Below are 19,001 nucleotides of genomic sequence, written 5' to 3'. Positions count from 1 at the left end.
GTAGTCTGGGGCGCGATGCCGGCCTACGCCGATGAAGTCCAGGTAGCGGTCGCCGCCAACTTCACCGCTCCGATCCAGGCGATCGCCAAGGATTTCGAAAAAGACACCGGGCACAAGCTGGTTGCGGCCTTCGGTTCCACCGGCCAGTTCTACACCCAAATCAAAAACGGCGCGCCGTTCGAGGTGTTCCTGGCCGCCGACGACAGCACCCCGGCAAAACTTGAGCAAGAAGGCGACATCGTCACAGGCTCGCGCTTCACCTATGCAATCGGCACCCTGGCACTGTGGTCGGCCAAGGAAGGTTACGTCGATGCCAAGGGCGATATTCTCAAGGCCAATAGCTGGCAACACCTGTCCATCGCCAACCCGAAAACGGCTCCTTATGGCCTGGCGGCCACCCAGGTCCTGGCCAAGCTGAACCTGAGCGAATCGACCAAAGCCAAACTGGTCGAAGGCCAGAACATCACCCAGGCTTATCAGTTCGTTTCCACCGGCAATGCCGAGATCGGTTTCGTCGCGCTGTCGCAGATCTACAAGGATGGCAAGCTGAGCAGCGGCTCGGCATGGATCGTACCGGCCAACCTGCATGAGCCGATCAAACAGGATGCGGTGATCCTCACCAAAGGCCGGGACAACGCCGCCGCCAAGGCGCTGGTCGAGTACCTAAAAGGCCCGAAAGCCGCAGCGGTGATCAAATCATTCGGATATGAGCTGTAAATGCCGCTAGACAGCAGCGATCTGGGCGCGATCTGGCTGACCTTCAAGCTGGCCTCGCTGACCACCCTGATTCTTATGGTGGTCGGCACGCCCATCGCACTGTGGCTGACGCATACCCGCTCGTGGCTCAAGGGCCCGATCGGTGCTGTGGTGGCCCTGCCTCTGGTGCTGCCACCCACGGTGATCGGCTTTTATCTGCTATTGCTGATGGGCCCGCACGGCTATGTCGGGCAACTGACCCAGAGCCTGGGGCTTGGCACCCTGACCTTCAGTTTTGCCGGTCTGCTGGCCGGCTCGGTGGTGTATTCGCTGCCCTTTGTCGTGCAACCGCTACAGAATGCGTTTTCAGCCATGGGCAAACGCCCTCTGGAAGTGGCCGCGACGCTGCGCGCCGGGCCGTGGGACACGTTCTTTCACGTTATCCTGCCACTGGCCAAACCCGGTTACCTGACGGGCGCAATTTTAGGATTCGCGCATACGGTTGGAGAGTTCGGGGTGGTATTAATGATCGGCGGTAATATTCCGGACAAGACCCGTGTCGTATCGGTACAGATTTTCGATCATGTCGAATCCATGGCTTATGAACAGGCCCACTGGCTGGCGGGTATCATGCTGGTGTTTTCTTTCCTGGTTCTGTTGGCGCTTTACTCCAGCGGCAAGAACAAAAGCGTCTGGAGTTGATTGATGAGCGACGGCTTGCAGATTCGCCTGAAGCTGGCGTTTAGCGACTTCGCCCTGGATGTAGACCTCGACCTGCCTGGCCAGGGCGTTACCGCACTGTTCGGGCATTCAGGCTCGGGCAAGACCACCTGCCTGCGTTGCGTGGCCGGCCTGGAACAGGCCGCCAGCGCGTTCATCCAGGTCAATGGCGAGGTCTGGCACGACACGGCACGGCGCACTTTCGTGCCCACCTACAAACGCGCGCTGGGTTATGTGTTTCAGGAGGCCAGCCTGTTCGCTCATTTGAGCGTGCGCGGCAATCTGGAATTTGGCCAGAAACGCGTGGCGACCACGCAGCGCGTCGTGCAGATGGACCAGGCAGTCGAACTGATGGGCATCGGTCACTTGCTGGACCGGCAACCGGACAAACTGTCTGGCGGTGAACGGCAAAGGGTGGGGATTACCCGCGCCCTGTTGACCAGCCCGCGCTTGTTACTGCTCGATGAGCCACTGGCGGCGCTCGATGGCAAGCGCAAGGCGGAGATCCTGCCGTATCTGGAGCGCCTGCACAGCGAACTGCGCATCCCGATGCTGTACGTCAGCCACTCTCAAGACGAAGTCGCGCGGCTGGCTGACCATCTGGTACTGATGAGCGAAGGCCAGGCCATCGCCAGCGGCCCGTTGCAGCAAACCCTGGCGCGTCTTGACTTGCCGATCGCCATGCAAGCGGATGCCGGGGTAGTGATTGAGGGCGTAACTGGCGGTTATGACCCTGAGTACCAGTTGCTGACCCTGAACCTGCCCGGCAGCAACCAGACAATGCGCATCGCCCATGCCCCGCAGGCGGTCGGCAGCCGCCTGCGGTTCAAGGTGCAGGCCCGCGACGTGAGCCTGACCCGGCAACCCGACGAACACAGCAGCATCCTCAACCGCCTGCCGGTGGTGGTGATCAAAGAGGTCGCGGCGGACCACCCGGCGCATGTCATGGTCCAGCTTGATGCCGGTGGCACCTTGCTGCTGGCGCGGATCACCCGCTACTCCCGCGACCTGCTGCAACTGCAGCCCGGTCAGCCGCTGTGGGCGCAGATCAAGAGCGTCGCCGTACTGGCCTGACGGCCTTTTCCTGCACATTTTGTCGTCAGGCTCTGGCCATCGCGGAGCCTGGGCCTGACTGCCTCCCTCCGCGGGATTGCCGAAACTGTCCGTTCTGCTTTGCCAGATCGGCGCCGGGAAAACCGCTCATTTGTAATGAAAAGCTTACACAGAAAACATTTCATTACAAACTATTGTAAATAACAATGATTATCAGCAATATTCGCGGCCGCAGAAATGCAAATAACTATCAAAAAAAACACGACTTGGATTCTCAAAGGTAGCGTTGTTCATGACTAGCAAGCTTACCCCTACCCGCTCAGCCAACCCGCTGATGCTCTCCGCCCTTGGCCTGGCTGTTGCTTCCTGCGCCGGACACGCGCTGGCCGAGCAACCCCGCGACAAGGCTGTCCAACTGGACAACATCAATGTCGATGCTGCCGGCGAAGGCGCTTACAAGACCGAACGTTCGGCGTCCAGCAAGATCACCACGCAACTGGTCGACACCCCACAGACCATCACCGTGGTTCCCGCCCAGGTGATCCAGGAGCAGCAAGCCCTCAGCCTGCGCCAGGTGCTGTCCAACGTGTCCGGCATCACCTTCAACGCCGGTGAAGGCGGCGGCGGTTCCGGCGACAGCATCAACATTCGCGGCTTCTCGGCCAACAGCAACATCCAGATCGACGGCCTGCGTGACAGCGCCCAGACCAGCCGTACCGATACGTTCAACATCGATCAGGTCGAGGTCATCAAAGGCCCGAACTCAGTATTCGGCGGCGCCGGCACCACCGGTGGCAGCATCAACATCATCAGCAAGCAGCCAATGGATCGTGCCTTCACCCGTCTGGGCGGCAGTCTCGGCACCGACAGCTACTACCGCGCCACTGTCGACACCAACCAGCCGCTGGAAGGGGTGGGCACCGACAGCGCGTTTCGCCTGAACCTGATGGGCCACAAGAATGACGTGGCCGGCCGCGACGTGATCGAGCGTGAACGCTGGGGCATCGCGCCGTCGCTACGCCTGGGCCTGAGCGACTCCACGCGCCTGACCCTCAGCGCGTTCCACCAGACCGACGACAACACCCCGGACTACGGCGTGCCGGCGCTTGATGGCAAGAAGCTGGCCGGGGTCAGCCGTGAAGATTATTTCGGCTGGAGAAACCTCGATAAAGAGAAGATCGAGCAGAACGCCTTCACCGCCAATTTCGAGCACGACTTCAACGACAATCTGCGCCTGCAGAACCTGACCCGGTTCAGTCACATCACCCGTGACACCACAGTCTCGGCGTCCCACGTCAACACTGCCGGGCTGCCTGCCGGTCGCTACCTGCCAGCCGGCCCGCAAGCCTATGGCCGCCACGCCAGCACCGAAATGTGGATCAACCAGACCAACCTGATCAGCAACTTCAACCTGCTGGGCATGCGCCACGACCTGGTGACCGGTGCCGAGATCTCTCGCGAGACGCTGGATCTGAAGACCTACAACTACGGCATTGGCAACTACCCGGCCGCCGGTTACTCGCTGAGCAACCCGCCGGGCTACTGGGCCGGCCCAACCGCCAAGGCCACTACGGCCTACACCGAAACCGAGCTGACCAACCACGCGCTGTATGCCTTCGACACCATCGCGCTGCACGAGCAGTGGGACCTGAACCTGGGTGTGCGCTACGATCACTTTGAAGGCGAAGCCGACGGTTTCTCGCCCGCCAAGGTCCGCACCAGCCGCTTCAAATCGAGCGACGACAAAGTCAGCAGCCGTGCAGGCCTGGTCTACAAACCCGTCGAAAACGGTCGCATTTACCTGGCCTGGGGAAACTCTTTCAACCCGTCGGCTGAAAGCCTGGCCTCCAGCGGCGGCGGCCTGAGCGCCACCACCGAGAATCTGGACCCGGAAAAGAACGAAACCTGGGAACTGGGCACCAAGTGGGAACTGCTCGACAAGCGCCTGCAACTCGATGCCGCCATTTTTCGCGTCGAGAAGAGCAACGCCCGGGAAACCATGGCTGATGGCTCGACGCAACTGGCTGGCGAGCAGCGTGTAGACGGTATCGAGTTCGGCGTGACTGGCCACATCAGCAAAGAGTGGGATGTGTTCGCCAACTACACCATCCTCAGCAGCGAAACCCTCAAGGCCGCCGACACCGCTGCCGGTATTGCCCGTGAAGGCCAGGCGCTGGGCAACACCCCGCCGCGCTCGCTCAACCTGTGGACCACCTACAAACTGCCAGCAGGCTTCACTGTCGGCTACGGTGCCCGCTATGTCAGCGAGCGTAACGTCAGCTCCAGCACTACAGCCAAGCTGGATGATTACTGGGTGCACAACGCAATGCTGGCCTATCAGGTCAACAAGAACTTCGACCTGCAACTCAACGTCAACAACCTGTTCGACGAAGACTATGTAGAGCGCGTGCGTCAGCAGAACGGTACTGCTGCGCGTTCGTCAGCCATCGAATACGGTGATTCGCGCGCGGCCATTCTGTCGGCCAACTACTCGTTCTAAATGATTGCCGCAGCCTCGATAATTCGGGGCTGCGGCTGTCTTTACTGAATGCCGGAGCCGTTCCTGACGACGCTTCATCGGTTAGGCACTTGAAGCCCATTGACAGGCCTCGCCTTGGCCTCGGGCTGTGTTGTAATGAGGTGAACATTCGATTCAGTGAGGCTAATTGTCATGGAACGCTCTATTTTATTCAGCACAACAATGGTCGATGCCATTCTGGCAGACAGAAAGACGGTCACTCGTCGCACGATCACCGCCCGCTCCCCACCGGCCTGCCCCTACGGGCCGCCCGGCACACGCTTGTGGCTCAAAGAGGATTGTTACGCCTATGGCCTCTGGGAATCGAGATACAGCCTGACAAGGCATCGTCAACTCAAACACTTCGTGGACATGACCCTGCAATCCGGGCAGAGCTATCAGCACACACCTCCCGAGGCGTTCAATAGCGCAGCAGCGCCCGCCGACCATCCCGCCTGGTGGCACCTCCCCAGCCGCTCGATGCCCCGCCAAGCTTCACGCGGCCTGATAGAAGTCATCAGTATCAGTACCGAGCAACTGCACGACATCACCGATGAGCAGGCACAGGCTGAAGGTTTTTACCCTGTGAATGACAGTATCCAGGTGTACTTCGCCAATCATTTGCCCGCCCCGCACACCGGTCTCAGTCCCACCCCGGTGATCGCCTTCGCCAGTTGGTGGCAGGTTTCACACCGAGAGCAATCCTGGAGCGATAACCCGCTGGTGTGGGTGATCACGTTCAGACGCCTGTGAGACCGTCCGAACGCTAAAGCCGTATTTCAGCGTTGTTTTGTAGGCCCATGATTTGTCGAGATTTTTTAATTTGCCTGAAATGCAACATCTTGTGCCATCTCGGCACCCGACAGGCTTGCTTCGCAGGGCCTTGATGTATATATTCCCTGCTCTTGTCGTTATGCCCCGATGGCGAAATTGGTAGACGCAAGGGACTTAAAATCCCTCGTTCTTTGGACGTGCCGGTTCGACCCCGGCTCGGGGCACCATAGATAACACAAGGGTTTCAGGCATAATTTTCTGATCTGCAACGGAAAGAAAATTGCCGCAATTCTGAGATCGTGCCGCAATTCCAGTTTTTACCCCTCCTCCGGCGTTCTGCCAATCTCTATCTTCCAGCTCGTTGCTCCAAATAATCGCTCAGTGCCTCATCGCGTTCACAGGTTTTTCACAACCCCCCGGTTACAGTAACTGCGAATCCAAGTGTGTTCTTTTAAGCCCGCTCCCCCATCGCGGGCTTTTCTTTGCCTGAAATTCGTGCCTCGTTCGTCAAGGCCAGCGCCCGCTAACCGTTTACTGACTAACCGGCGTTAACCTCACGTCCCGGATGCATCTCGCGAAAAAACGCACGCCGATACTCAGAAGGCGACGTACCGAGATGAATAGCGAATTGCTGCCGCAGTGATAACGGCGTTCCAAAGCCAGAGTCACCGGCCACGCACTCAATAGACAAGTCAGTGGTTTCCAGCAGCTCTTGCGCTCTGGCAACCCGCTCGGCGTTCAGCCATTTAGAAACGGTACTGCCAGTCGCCTCCCTGAACTTGCGAGTAAAGGTGCGCCGGCTCATTCTCGCCCGCCCGGCCAACGCATCGAGTGACAGATCACTGCTCAGGTTCGTTCGCGCCCAGGCCAATACGTCAGACAAATGAGTCTCGCTGGGCAGTTGCGGCACAGGATGCTCAACGTACTGCGCCTGGCCGCCCTGCCTGTGTGGCGGCGTGACCAGCATTTTCGCGGTGCGGTTAGCCACATCGGCCCCAAGACGCTGGCGGATCAAATGCAGGCAGCAGTCAATTGCAGCCACGGTTCCTGCGGAGGTCAGGATGTTGTCGGCACTGACATATAGCACTTCGGGCCTGAACCGAACCTCAGGAAAACGCCGCGCAAACTCGTCGCGCCACGCCCAGTGAGTGGTTGCTTCTTTGCCATCGAGCAGGCCGGCTTCTGCGAGCACGAAGGCGCCAAGACAGAGTCCGATGATGAGCTTGCCTTCGGTATCGGCACGTTGCAGCGCGCTGACAAGTGCTGCCGAGGCTGCGACCGCTTGATCGCTCCATGCCGGAATCACAATGACCTCAGAAGTCTCCATCAGCTCCAGACCATGAGCGACCGCCAGGCCAACGCCTTGATCGGTATTCACCATGCCTGGCTTCTCTGCGCAGTAACGAACCTCGTAACCAGCTTCACCCACGGCACTTTGAGCGGTGCCCAGCACGATTCCCGGCACTGAGAGATGGAACAGGCTCACGCCATCAAATGCCAGAACGGCAACACGGATCGATTGCATGTTTTCCTCTCATCGATGCTTGGCAGCAGATGCTGTGACTTTACCGGCCTCTTCGCGAGCAAGCTCGCTCCCACCGAGGCATAAAGCACCTAAGTGAATGTATTGCGGCTAGAGCCGCTTCTACACAGGCATGCCGGGTAACAGATTGGCCCGATTATATCGATTAATGTCATTCAGGCCACTGGGCACCGCCAAGGGGCTGATCAACAATGATGCCACTGACAACAGCGTCACCCTGACCATCCTGCCGGAGCCAGCTCATGAAAAAAGGCCTTATAGTCGTTGATCTGCAAAACGAATACCTGCCCACCGGCAAGTTGCCTTTGACCGGTATCGAAGCCGCTGTCGCCAATGCCGGGCGGGTCATCAGCCATGCACGTGATATAGGTATTGCGATTTTTCACGTAAGGCACGAGTCCGAGGATGAGGCCTCTCCCATCTTCGCCGAGGGCTCCAATGGCGTGCAGATCCAGTCGGCGGTCGCCCCTGAAGGCGATGAACCGGTCATTGTTAAACACCACATCAACGCCTTCAGAGAGACGAATCTCAAACAGCAACTGGACGCCGCGAACGTGCAGGAAGTGCTGGTCATCGGTGCGATGAGTCATATGTGCATCGATGCTGTGGTGCGCGCAGCCGCCGACATGGGGTATCCAGTGACCGTGCTGCATGATGCCTGCGCCACGCTGGACCTGACCTTTGGCGGTGTAACCGTGCCAGCAGCACAAACCCACGCGGCAATGATGGCGGCCTTTGAGTTCGGTTACGCCAGGGTCAAATCTGTGGACGATTACCTCGCGGCCCAGTGATGGCGAGTGCCGATGTCTGACAGATGAAGTTTACGGTCATCTGAATCATGGTCGTCCACCGCGCAGCGCGCGGTGGACATACAGGGTCAGAAATCCAGCGTCAGGCCGGCATAGAGTGAACGAGCATCACCCGGGGCGTGCAGCGACTGCCGAACGCCGGCACTGTCGTCGTACCAGGCGTATTCGTAGTAGCGATCAGTGATGTTCTTGGCTTGCAGATCAACACTCAGGGTTGGCGTGATCTGGTAGCTCGCACCCAGGTTGAACAAGGTGTAGGCGCCGAACGTGCCGGTGCTGTTGGTACGCTCCAGGTAGTAGTCACTCTGGCCGTTGGCCCAAGCCGACAGCTGCAGCTTCGGGGTGACCTGCCAGGTCGAGCCGGCGGAGTACAGGTGATGTGGCACATGGTCCATTTCCTGCCCCTTGCTGGCGGGCAGGTTCGGGTTGGGCTTGAGGATCTCGGAGAACTGCCGCGAGTACGCCAGCCACAGGCTGGTGGTCTCGGTGGGATACAAATTGACCTGCACATCCCAGCCTTTACGCAGGGTCTGGCCGACGTTCTCGGCGTCGCCCACCGCGTCGTTGAGTTTGCGCTGCACCTCATCAGACGCCTTCTGCTCCCAGTAGGCAATACGCCCGTCGATCCAGGCCGCCGGGCGGAATTTGATGCCGGTTTCCCAACCGTCGTTGATCGAGGGTTTGAGGTCATCGGCCTGAGTCGCCAGACGATAAGCCGCAGAACCGACACCCACCTGATAGCTGCGCCCCCAGTTGGCGTACAGGCTGGCCTGCTCCCAGGGCGACCAGACCACGCTGATCTTGGGCTGACGAATCAAGCCATAGTCGTTGACGTCAGCATGCTCGCCGCTCAGGCCGTTGACGTAGCCACCGTAGAGTTTGTCGACCCGATAGGCCGGAATGATCTTCAGTGATTCGATCGGCTCGATCACCGCCTGTACATAAGCGCCATAAATGTTGAGATCGAACTGCTGATCACGGGTCTGCGCTGTGCGGCTGCGCAGCAAGGTACGATAGCGCAGGCTTTGGTTTTCCTGGCGCTGCACCTCGGCCCCGCCTTCCAGGGCAAAGCCGTGCAGCACATCGACCTGGGGCCGCCAGGTCAGGCTGCTCAAGGCGCCGTACTGGGTTTCATCGCTATAACGCTCTTGCTGCGCACTGGTGCGCCAGTACTGAGTCCAGCGACGGTCTTCGAAGGTGTTCACATACGCCTTGGTTGCCCAACTCAGGTCTTCTGTGAGGCTGGCATCCAGGTGCAGGCTGAGCTGGTTCATTTCCCGCTCGCCGGTGTCGGTGGCGTTATTGGCATAGGACTGGCGCGGCCGGTCGCGGCTGTCGGTGCGGCTCAGGTAACCGGCCTCGTCGGCATCGACCTTGTAATGCCGGGCAATCAGGCCCGCACGCCAGGCACCGTCATCAGCGGTGTAAAACCACTTGCCGGCAAAGCTCATGCGTTCAGCATCGGCATGGCTGCGATAGCCATTACTGCCCTGATAGCTGATGGCGTAGTTCTGGCTCCAATTACCGGACTCGATGCCTTTGACCAGTTGCACCTCACGGGTATCGAAATTGCCGTAGCGCACGCGCAGCTTGCCGTCGTTACCGCCCTGGCGGGTGTTGATCGTGGCGTTGCCGGCAATGTTGTGCAGGCCGTAGCGCGGGTCGTTGGTGCCGCGCACCACTTCGATACTGTCGATTTCCAGCGGAAAAACCATGTCGATAAACGGCATGTTGCCGTCATTGGTGTTGCTCGGGATGCCGTCGATCAACAGCTTGACCGCGTTGACCTCACCCTCACCATTGAAACCACGGAACGACAACTTGCCTGAGGTCGTGCCCTGGTTGAATTGAGTGAGCATCACCCCCGGCACCTTGTTGAACAGCTCCCAGCTGTATTGCACGGGTTGCTTTTCCAGAAGGTCGGCACCGACCACATCCACCGAGCTGAGGATGCTGCGACTGGCCAGCGGGCCGGCCTGATCACCGGTCACCGTCACGGCGCCGAGGGTGACCAGTGACGCACCGGCAGTCGAGGCATCAGCCAGCGCCTGATTCAAGGGTGACAGGGCAAACAGAGCGGATATCAGCAGCGGGCGACTGCGCACGTCAAGCAGACGCAAGCGGGTGTTGAGCGTGTATTCAGAAGCGTAGACAGGCATTGTAAAGTCCTTGAGAAATGCAGCGGTAGCCAACCCGGCACCTGCCGGGCGGCAGGCGATCAGAAACGTACGTCCAGGGTCACATCGAAGGTTCGTGGCGCGCCCATGTAGTACTGGCTTGAATAAGCCTGCTTGGCGTAGACCTCGTCAGTCAGGTTGCGCAGTCGTGCGGTGACGCTGGTCTGCCGGTCCAGCCGATAACGCACAAACGCGCCGAACAGCGTGTAGGCCGGAGCCTTGAGGGTATTGGCGTTATCGGCATACACCGAGGCTACATAGCGACTGTCGGCACCGACCTGCCAGCCTTCGTCAAGACTCCAGGTCAGCCACAGGTTGGCAACGCTGTCCGGGACATTGATCGGGTTATTGCCCTTGCGGGAAACCGAAACGCCACCTGCCGCTTCGTTGAATTCATCGTATTTGGCATCCACGTAGGTGTAATTGGCTTCTGCCAGCAACTGCGGCGTGATTTGCAGCTTGCCTGCCAGTTCAATACCGCGTGAGGTTTGCTGCCCGGCCTGTACGGTCAGGTTGGGGTTGACCGAGTCGCGTACGGCAAAATCCCGGCGCACGATCTGATACAACGCCGCCGTTGCCGAGCCTCGCCCGTCGAGGAAATCAAACTTGCTGCCCAACTCCCATTGCTCGCCCTTGGACAGGTCGAACAAGCCGACATTGGAATAGGTGGCGGCGGCCAGTGATCCAGCCGGCAAGTCAGCGCTGGTGCTGTATTGCAGGTACACATTGGCGCTGGGGCTGAAGGCATATAACAGCCCTACCCGGCCGCTGAGCGGTTCCCAGCGACGCTCGAACCAGGCCGGGCTGGTGGCCGAGACTGCGCCGTAGTTGGTGACCTCCATGTCCAGATGGTCGTAGCGCAGGCCGGTGAGCAGCGCCAGTTTTTCGGTCAGTTCGAGGCGGTTTTCGACAAACACCGAACGCGTACTGATTTCATGTTTGCGCTGCTTCTTGAGCCCTGCGCCCATGCCTGCAATCGCGTAGAAACTGCCGGCATCGAACTGATCCGGATCGACGCTATCGGAGGCCGAGCCGCTGGTAGGGTAGACATCCTGACGCATCACCGAATAATCCAGGCCCATTGCCCACTGGCTCGGCAGGCCAAGCAACGCCTGGTCGTGGCGCAATTGCAGGCGGTTACCCAAGACCTGTTGCTCATGGCGCTGCAGGTAGGGAGCCGACCGAATGACCTGGGTATTGCTGGCGTTGTAGCGGTAGTTCTCCAGGTTGCGGTAGTCGCGTTGCGCGTCGTAGTGATACAGCGTGTTCTGCAGGCTGGTGTCTGCTGTGAGCCGGTAGTCGAGGATCGAGCGCAGCCAACGCACCCGTTGCTCATAACGGCCATCGGCCGAGTTGTAATTCTCAAAACGGCGGCGCTTGTCGATCTTCATGGTGCTGCCAACCGGGTTGAGAATCGGTGAGCCCCAGTAAGGACTGTCTTCCTGGTCTTGGAGGTACTCAAGCGCCAGGGTATGGCTGAGGTCGGGGCTCAGATCACTGAGTAGGGACAGCGCAAAACTATTGGTTTCGCGTTTATTGCGATCGATATAGCCATTACTGCCACCGCGACTGAAGTCCATGCGCAGATAGTGCCCGACATCAGCGCCCGGCCGCCCCAACGCCTGATTGAAGCCCAGCGCGACTTCCGACTCATCGAAGCTGCCGTAACGCAACCGGCCTTCAAACAACTGCGCATCGCGGCTGGCCAGTTTGCTGATGGTGTTGATCGATCCGCCAACGGCGCCGGCCCCCGACAGGAAACTCGAAGGGCCGCCGATCAGTTCCACCCGGTCGACCAACCAGGCATCCACCGGGCGTGTCGCGCTGCTGTAACCCAGATTGATGCCGTTGTAGAGCTGCGTGACCTGATTCTGGGTAAAGCCCCGATAAGCCACAAAGCCGCCATAGCCGGGGTTAGCCGAGGCGTTTACACCGGTCATGCCGTTGATGATGTCCTGAGTGTCCCTGGCACCACGAGCCTCTATGACCTGCCGGTCGGCCACGCTCACCGAGGCGGGCGTTTCGCGCGCGCTCAGGCCAAGCTGGCTTGCGGTCTTGATCGGCTGGTCGAGGCTCAAACCGGATGGCTGCTCCTGATCGGCCTGGATCGTCAGGGGGTCGATTTGCAGCGCCGCATCCTGCGCCCAAGACAAATTGCAGGTGCCCAACAGCAGCACCAGTGAGGTGTTTCGAATTTTCATGTGCAACGGTTTCCACGCGAACAAGTGAAGCCGATTCCGACTGCAAAAGCGCGCAGCCTGACGGAATCAGACGGTTGGATTCACTGCGGGGAAAAAGGAGGGGGAAGCGCGGGGATTGAGTGAGGGCCATAGATAGCGCGGCGGTGGCTGCGCCCAACTGCGCTGCACGACCGGCGACAGCGCTCCTTGCGCCATGACCGGAACTTGCCAGCCCATGGAACTGATCACCAGGGCCATACCGGAGGTCGAACACAGCGGGCAGGAAAACTGCGCCGCAGCATTCTGCATCTGACCCGCATCGTCACTGCCCTGCCCCATGCCGCCGCTGGCATCCATGGCGCAGTAACCACCGCTCAAACCGCTCAGCGCCAACCCGGCCATCTGGCCGTGGTGGATGCTGCAGGCGAACAGACTGAACAGGACGCTGGCGTAAAGCATCCATGCAATCAGGGTTCGGTCTGTGCGGGCCATTTTCATGGCGGCGACTTTATCACCAGATGAGAAAAAGTTGCAGCGGGTTGATGCGGCAAATTGACAGGGTCTTGCGTTAAGCGTGTCGATGCGATCTTGCGCCATGGCGTTCTAGAGGAAGAAGAATCTGCACAACGGCTGGAGATTTTTAAGCAATACACGGGGTATTTCACCAACAGCCCGACGCCTGTTCGACTGGATAACCAGACAGCCCCGTAAACGTTAGTCTACGGGGCTTTCGAATGTGGAGGCCGAGGTCGGAATCGATACGCAGCCCATTTCCGGGGTCCTGCCGAAGCGGCACTTCGCTTGCCCCCGGCTAGTTATTTTGTCGTATGGCCATGGCAAATCCCAAGAGGGATTGGTCGCCAACTCTGCCAGCCCCCTTGTCGTGCCCGTGCGATCCTCGACTGGAAAGCCTCAAGCCTAGTCTCAGAGGCAGTAGTCCTAGGACCTCTTTGGCCTGATGAGGCATCAGGGAAAGATTGAAGCGGCGGATTAGAGGTGTGCAGCATCACATGTAAGTAGGACGAACCGATAAAAGAGCCTTCAAATATCGATTCGTCCGGCGTGACCAAAAACTGAAATTCTTCCTGAACATTGCCTGCCTTTCTTATGCTTTTCCAAAGCCCGCTGGCGTACTGCACATCGCCGTATGTCTTTACCCTGCGCAAGAAAAGTTTGTTCGATAGCCGATCTTCCGTCCGCAGGATGCTAGATATCCGAAAACTTTTGATGGGAACGCGTTTCTGCGGTTATTGGCTGCCTCTCGACAAGCTGAGAGCAGATAAAATAAACCCGGGACAGGTTAGAAAATCGTAAAGCTGTTATGGCATAGGCACAGCGACCTTTGATAAATGAGCTGGACAAAGTTTTACTAAATTCCTCAGTGTACGCGTCTGATACTGAGTGTGGTTACGGAGCAATTTTGTGTCGCCAGACCCGGCGATGCCGACTTGAGCCAGCACGGCCAGAGCTGTAAAGCGCCAGCACCACGAACCCTTTGAAAAAATTGACGCTCCAATAGCGGCTGACATGGCCTTGCTGAAGGCACGCGCTCATATCCATGCTCATTCAGCGGAAGAAAAAATATTCGACAGATGTCAGATCGTTCTCCTACGGCTCCTATGGAAAGCGGCGCGCTGAACATGCTTCTGCTAAGACACTCTGCAGACCGCATGCGTTATTATTTTATGTTCTGCTTTCATATCAAAATTGCCTGTGATTATCTGGCAGAGGTTCACGGCGAATTCATCGATCCTAATTCAGCCATCGTAGATCACGCCACCCATCAGGTTGATACGGGTGCCCGGCTGAAGACTGGCAACCCATTTGAGAAAGACTCGGTTCAGCCAGACGATTTAAGTGCGACAGGGTGGGACAGCATGGATGCCGCCCACATGAACAATTTAGGTCTCGCCAAGGGTTTCACCAGTACGTGCGAGAGACTCGGCACATACGACCCAATCATGAATGAGCTGTACTCAAGATGCGTTAGTTTTTGTCGGGACACTCGTTGGCTACCACAGCCCATCAACCTTGGCCCTGATAAAGTCATTGACCAAGTGCATCGAAACATGCACCACCATACGTTTTCAAACACATCAAATACTCCATGCATAACCTCAGCGAACATAACACTTTACTGTGATACTGCGAAAAGTATGCTTGACGCATTTGCCTTAAAGAAAAAAAACAGTTCATAACACTTTGGCCGAGGCTGCCGAAAACTACAAAAAAGGTATATCCATCCTTCAACCCACCTTGCTCGTAGAGCTCGAGCGTGAAGTGGCAGAATTTACTCGGGACATCAACAGAGCGCTCAAAGATCAAGCCATTGATGCCCGGAAAAAATTTTTCTCTACGACAAATTGGTCAGCCATACCCATCGCATACAAGTGGTTTGCCAGTCACAACTCAACCATCGACTCAACCCTCAATAACCCCATGGATTTTGAAATTGAACAAGCCACCCAAAATCACTTCGATGAGGCATTCACAAAACAGACTTACTCTGAGTCACCGCCGTTTTGAGCGAGCAGCTTCAAGTCTTCAAGTAACACCCTGCTGAGCTCGTGTGTGGGCATGCGCGGACGGAAAAAGGCCCGCGGGTACGGGCATTACGACGGATGACTTCAACTGTTGAAGACAATAAGGCGCAACGTCGATAAGCGATCATCTCGGTGCATTGTGTAGGTAGGATGCGGATCAGGACGAAGGCGTTTAGTGCGGCGGCCGAAAAGCCGACGGGCAGCGGTGAATCATCGTCATCGTCGTCGGCCAGCAGCGCCAGCCCGGCGTCGAGGCGGGCCTGGGTGATCAGTTCGGTGGTGCGTTTGCGGTAGTCGAGCCCGTCGCCAGCGCTCAGGGCGCGAACGCCATTAGGGCGCTGTTCGAAAGTAGCCATGCACCGGATTTTGCCGTGGGCACTTGGACATGCAATTTTTGCGGCGTCCCAAATTTGCCCCAAATGCACGATTTGAAAAATCCGGTAGACGAACAAAAAAGCCCCGTAGAGGTTAATCTACGGGGCTTTCGAATGTGGAGGCCGAGGTCGGAATCGAACCGGCGTTAACGGATTTGCAATCCCTTGATAACATCCTTAATTTTCAATGAGTTATCTTAAAATAGTTTCCGCTATCTTCTCGTATCACCCTCACTACAGCCCTTGAAAACCGGGCACCCACTCAAAGGTTGCGGAAGTGATTTCGGGCCTTTCACCGGCGTTCTGCCGACACAAAACCCCCTCAAAAAAATCAGTCAGGCGACATTGCATTTTGAGTGTCATACCCACAAGAGCCAACGTGCTGGACATGACACATCAAGCACCGAACGAGACGCTCATCACGAAGCATCTCAAGCATCTGGTGAATCAGATGCTTCCCACTACCAGGCAGCGATCTATAGCTTTCGATGAAAAAGCGCTCATGCTCAGGCAGAGGTACCCCGCAGGGCCTGGAGCGGCCGCCTGATAACACATACATGACATCCGCGCCCGCTGCCGCGACACCCGCAAAATAGTCTGCTCGAGGTACCCTCACACCGCTTTCGTAGTGCGCTTGTGCATTAGTTGCCACACCACCGACAGACCCGAATTGGGCCTGAGTAAAACCAAGCCTGATGCGCTCATATTTCAATCGCCTGCCGATGCCGTTCATGCCGCTCACCTTGCGATACATTTGGGCATCAAATTATCTGATAGATAGCTGGTTGCCATCTTTTTTCGGAGAATGAGCTGATTTTATGACCAGCCGGCATTGCTGTTCAGATCGTCATCCTCCAAAAGCGAGAAAATCACAGCCCCTCCCCAATGCGTTCCAACTCCGTTTGCGTAACGTCCCAGGCACTGGGAATGCATCGAATAGACCTTAAAATCAATGATTCTGAAGATCACAACACCATCCTTGCGTATGCATCTATCACTGCACATTTGCCCAAGATGCACGCCGTTCGTCCCGTATGCATTCATGCCTACAAGGGAAGTATCCATACAAAATCTCCATGTTATCCGAGCTTCGACGCTGCGAGGGGGCGGAATAATACGACGCGCTGTCAGGAACGAAAATTATCTGCCCCCTATCGAACGCACGCTATAGCATTAGCCTGACACCGCGATAATTTTTTAACTCCATTTCGCCAGTATCAACCTGGGGCTCTCATGTCTTTCGGTTTGAGCCTCGCCCGCCACGCCATCCTCTCAGCCTCGCTCATCAGCTCAAACGCCAGATCCTCAACTTTCATCCCGCCTGCGCAAGCGCTATAGCGCGCCCCCCCGCCGACCCTCAATCCCCAGTGCATCAGGCCCGCCCGACGCTGATCGGCACCGGCCACGAGCAGCATTTCGTAAAAAAGTGCATCGCATACAGCTCGGGACAACTGATTTACGCAATAAAGAAGATCATGGATCACACCGCATGCACGATCTTCAATTCCGGTCAGCAATGGCCTGACAATCCAGGGTGTGGACGCCAGATCGGTGATGAAGTATTTCGGCGCTGTGTAGGTCTCGCCGTCAGCCGACTGGTAGCGGAAGTCCTGCATCAGCACCCACTCGCCTCTGGCGTAGGCCTGGAGTACCAAAGGATCAGGGAAGCGGCCGGTCATGGCGCGCCGCCGCACGTCACTTCAGCCCGGTTGGGCGCGATTGAGGCGTTGACCAAGATGCGGTTCGCCAGGCGTGCCGGTTCCGGCACCGAGCAATAGGCGTTGGCCGCGTAGCTCAGGGCTTGCACTGCGCAGCCCTGGAGCAGCCCGGCGATGCAGATCATCAGGGCCAGGCGCTTCATGCCATCACCCCGCCGCAAGCAGAGTACATGGCAAGCAGGTCTGGCTCGGGCACCTCTTCCTGGGCACGCTCCGCCGCGTAGATCTCCAGCAGGTTGGCCAGCTTGTGTTCACGTTGGCCATAACCGGCACCGGGCAGGCTGGCCCAGATCGGCGCCGCTTTCTGGATAGCCGCCTTGATATCACCGGCCTTGATGAACGGCATCGCGCCGCACTCGATCAGCAGCTTGATCGCGGCCAGGTCTTGGGCCTCGGGAATGAACCGGCCCTTGAAGCCGTAGTTCTTCACGATCGCGTCCCAGGTGCGTGCCAGAAACTGGTACCGGCCAGCCGCGGTGGATTTGATCTTGTAGCGCGGCAGGTCAACAAGCACGCGCGGGTGCGCGCTGTAATCGCTGAACAGCTTGCCGCCGACCAGCACGTTGTAGCCGTCGTCAGAGGCTTTGATCGTGGACGTGCCTTCGCTCCACGCCAACATGTCAAGGAAGGCCAGGACGTTCTTGCCGCCAGCCTGTGTTGCATCGATTCGTGCCATTTCACTTTCCTTTGGGCGAAAAAAAGCCCAGCGCTTGGCTGGGCTACAAGTACTTTAAGTTTGTCTATGCGTACTAATAAAACTAACCTTAGAAAGGATCTGTAAGTGTTACGTTGTTATTTGTATAGGCTTCAGATTCATTACCAGCAAGGTCAATGAATACGCCTACAGGCAAGATAACGCTTCCGACTTTTTGCCCACCACTTGGAAAATCAACTTCCAGAGAAGCATTAGTATTGGAAACAAAGTTAATGGCGATGGGAGAGGACTGCGATTGATACTCAAACGACGGATCTACACCAATATAGGCTCCGTTCTCTGCAATCTTCTCGCTGAATTGCGCAGAAGCGAAGTACATATGGCCATTAGGACCAAATCCTCCGCCGCCAGTGGTGAAGTTTGTTACCGTTGGTGCAGTATGATCAACCACGATCGTATATTCGGTCTCCCCGATCTCAGTCGTGGCTCCACCCTTCGTATATCGGACGTTTACCGATCCTGCACTGTAAGTATTTTCGCTTAGCTCAAAGCTACTCCCGGTCCCAGCTTGCCAAATCTGTCCGCCATCGAAGGTATATTCCCAAGTCGCGCCAGTGGGAATTGTGACATCAATGACGCCGTTCTTGGTGATGCCATCGGTCGCTGACACGCCAGTGTCCTCATGCAGAACATATTTTGGCGTAATGACTACCGGTGATTGAACAGGCTGTTGACCATCGAAGATATCGTTCAAGCTCTGACCCAGAACCGTAGCATCAGTCTCGCTAGTCACATAAGTCATCATCGCTTTGGCGTAAATAGTATTATCGCCTGATACCGAAGCCGCGAACTTCTGCCCAATCACGATCTTGTTCTGCAGCAACTTGGTATCGTTACCAGTACTGTCACTGATAGAGGAGATGTATTCCTTCACCAAAGCAGCTCGATCTTCAAGATTATCCAGGCGACCCTGCCAGTATTGCGCGCCGCCAGTATCAGGGGCACGGTTCAGCACATTGCTATACAACGTGTTCAAAAAGGCCTGATCACTCACCCCTTGGCCAACAAGGGACGCGGCTTCCTGACTGTTCAGGAAGCTGCTGATTACGCTATCGAAAGACAGCCCCGCTTCCATCTGCGCAGTCCAGTAGGCCAGGCCGCCTTTGTCAGGCGCTCGGCCGAAAGCAGCAATGTAGAGTGCGGTAATGGATTGGGAATTATCGAGAGTAGCCATGAAGCCT

Annotated in this window: 19 protein-coding genes and 1 tRNA gene; 9 read left to right on the top strand and 11 right to left on the bottom strand. The window is 57.3% G+C overall.

What is annotated here, in order from left to right:
- Positions 1-15 precede the first annotated feature (15 nt).
- The 6 genes from modA (at position 16) to NJC40_RS18840 (ending at position 5,988) form a co-directional block, all read left to right on the top strand.
- Entirely contained in the window at positions 16-717 is a 702-nt protein-coding gene (gene modA / locus NJC40_RS18865) for a molybdate ABC transporter substrate-binding protein (protein WP_253140037.1), read from the top strand.
- Positions 718-1,398 (top strand): molybdate ABC transporter permease subunit, encoded by a 681-nt coding sequence (modB, locus tag NJC40_RS18860; RefSeq protein WP_045490654.1) that lies wholly within the window; start codon positions 718-720, stop codon positions 1,396-1,398.
- Between the two features lie 3 nt (positions 1,399-1,401).
- Complete coding sequence (modC, locus tag NJC40_RS18855; RefSeq protein ID WP_045490652.1) at positions 1,402-2,490, top strand: molybdenum ABC transporter ATP-binding protein; 1,089 nt, start codon at positions 1,402-1,404, stop codon at positions 2,488-2,490.
- A 271-nt stretch (positions 2,491-2,761) separates the two neighbouring features.
- The gene (locus NJC40_RS18850) at positions 2,762-4,969 is read left to right on the top strand and encodes a TonB-dependent receptor (RefSeq protein ID WP_253117142.1); all 2,208 of its coding nucleotides are present in this window, start codon (positions 2,762-2,764) and stop codon (positions 4,967-4,969) included.
- Between the two features lie 171 nt (positions 4,970-5,140).
- Positions 5,141-5,740: an ASCH domain-containing protein gene (locus NJC40_RS18845; RefSeq protein ID WP_253139587.1), complete on the top strand. Its 600-nt coding sequence runs from the start codon at positions 5,141-5,143 to the stop codon at positions 5,738-5,740.
- Positions 5,741-5,902: 162 nt separating this feature from the next.
- A tRNA-Leu gene (locus tag NJC40_RS18840) sits at positions 5,903-5,988 on the top strand.
- A 311-nt stretch (positions 5,989-6,299) separates the two neighbouring features.
- Here the strand turns inward: NJC40_RS18840 and NJC40_RS18835 are convergent.
- Positions 6,300-7,286: a GlxA family transcriptional regulator gene (locus NJC40_RS18835; RefSeq protein ID WP_253139589.1), complete on the bottom strand. Its 987-nt coding sequence runs from the start codon at positions 7,284-7,286 to the stop codon at positions 6,300-6,302.
- Positions 7,287-7,546: 260 nt separating this feature from the next.
- On the opposite strand from NJC40_RS18835, the gene NJC40_RS18830 reads away from it, so the two are divergent.
- Complete coding sequence (locus NJC40_RS18830) at positions 7,547-8,095, top strand: cysteine hydrolase family protein (RefSeq protein WP_253139591.1); 549 nt, start codon at positions 7,547-7,549, stop codon at positions 8,093-8,095.
- A gap of 86 nt (positions 8,096-8,181) precedes the next feature.
- On the opposite strand, the gene NJC40_RS18825 is transcribed toward NJC40_RS18830, so the two are convergent.
- From NJC40_RS18825 to NJC40_RS18815, 3 genes are all read right to left on the bottom strand, one after another.
- Positions 8,182-10,272, bottom strand: a complete 2,091-nt coding sequence (locus tag NJC40_RS18825) for a TonB-dependent receptor (RefSeq protein ID WP_253139593.1) — start codon at positions 10,270-10,272, stop codon at positions 8,182-8,184.
- 59 nt (positions 10,273-10,331) lie between these two features.
- Entirely contained in the window at positions 10,332-12,491 is a 2,160-nt protein-coding gene (locus NJC40_RS18820) for a TonB-dependent receptor (RefSeq protein ID WP_045490604.1), read from the bottom strand.
- Between the two features lie 66 nt (positions 12,492-12,557).
- The gene (locus NJC40_RS18815; RefSeq protein WP_253139595.1) at positions 12,558-12,968 is read right to left on the bottom strand and encodes a DUF2946 domain-containing protein; all 411 of its coding nucleotides are present in this window, start codon (positions 12,966-12,968) and stop codon (positions 12,558-12,560) included.
- 1,094 nt (positions 12,969-14,062) lie between these two features.
- Here NJC40_RS18815 and NJC40_RS18810 point away from each other — a divergent pair.
- Together NJC40_RS18810 and NJC40_RS18805 are read left to right on the top strand one after the other, a co-directional pair.
- The gene (locus NJC40_RS18810) at positions 14,063-14,668 is read left to right on the top strand and encodes a hypothetical protein (protein ID WP_253139597.1); all 606 of its coding nucleotides are present in this window, start codon (positions 14,063-14,065) and stop codon (positions 14,666-14,668) included.
- A 4-nt stretch (positions 14,669-14,672) separates the two neighbouring features.
- Positions 14,673-14,996, top strand: a complete 324-nt coding sequence (locus NJC40_RS18805) for a hypothetical protein (RefSeq protein WP_253139599.1) — start codon at positions 14,673-14,675, stop codon at positions 14,994-14,996.
- A gap of 10 nt (positions 14,997-15,006) precedes the next feature.
- On the opposite strand, the gene NJC40_RS18800 is transcribed toward NJC40_RS18805, so the two are convergent.
- The 7 genes from NJC40_RS18800 to NJC40_RS18770 form a co-directional block, all read right to left on the bottom strand.
- Positions 15,007-15,369 (bottom strand): hypothetical protein, encoded by a 363-nt coding sequence (locus NJC40_RS18800; protein ID WP_253139601.1) that lies wholly within the window; start codon positions 15,367-15,369, stop codon positions 15,007-15,009.
- Positions 15,370-15,718: 349 nt separating this feature from the next.
- Positions 15,719-16,120 carry a helix-turn-helix domain-containing protein gene (locus NJC40_RS18795; RefSeq protein WP_253139603.1) on the bottom strand — a complete coding sequence of 134 codons (402 nt, stop codon included), beginning with the start codon at positions 16,118-16,120 and terminating at the stop codon, positions 15,719-15,721.
- Between the two features lie 83 nt (positions 16,121-16,203).
- Complete coding sequence (locus NJC40_RS18790; RefSeq protein WP_253139605.1) at positions 16,204-16,452, bottom strand: hypothetical protein; 249 nt, start codon at positions 16,450-16,452, stop codon at positions 16,204-16,206.
- Positions 16,453-16,604: 152 nt separating this feature from the next.
- On the bottom strand, positions 16,605-17,066 hold the full coding sequence (locus tag NJC40_RS18785; RefSeq protein WP_253139607.1) for a DUF1353 domain-containing protein: 462 nt from the start codon (positions 17,064-17,066) through the stop codon (positions 16,605-16,607).
- On the bottom strand, positions 17,063-17,248 hold the full coding sequence (locus tag NJC40_RS18780) for a hypothetical protein (protein ID WP_253139609.1): 186 nt from the start codon (positions 17,246-17,248) through the stop codon (positions 17,063-17,065). The genes NJC40_RS18785 and NJC40_RS18780 overlap by 4 nt, the downstream gene beginning before the upstream one ends.
- Positions 17,245-17,781 (bottom strand): glycoside hydrolase family 24 protein, encoded by a 537-nt coding sequence (locus NJC40_RS18775; RefSeq protein ID WP_253139611.1) that lies wholly within the window; start codon positions 17,779-17,781, stop codon positions 17,245-17,247. Before NJC40_RS18775 ends, NJC40_RS18780 begins: the two co-directional genes overlap by 4 nt.
- 88 nt (positions 17,782-17,869) lie before the next feature.
- Positions 17,870-18,994 carry a DUF4214 domain-containing protein gene (locus NJC40_RS18770; protein WP_253139613.1) on the bottom strand — a complete coding sequence of 375 codons (1,125 nt, stop codon included), beginning with the start codon at positions 18,992-18,994 and terminating at the stop codon, positions 17,870-17,872.
- Positions 18,995-19,001: the final 7 nt, after the last annotated feature.

The sequence above is a fragment of the Pseudomonas sp. 21LCFQ02 genome (genome assembly GCF_024129895.2).
Classification (GTDB): Bacteria; Pseudomonadota; Gammaproteobacteria; order Pseudomonadales; family Pseudomonadaceae; genus Aquipseudomonas.
The sequence above is the reverse complement of the archived record's forward strand: the minus strand, read 5'-3'. Positions and strand labels throughout refer to the sequence as shown.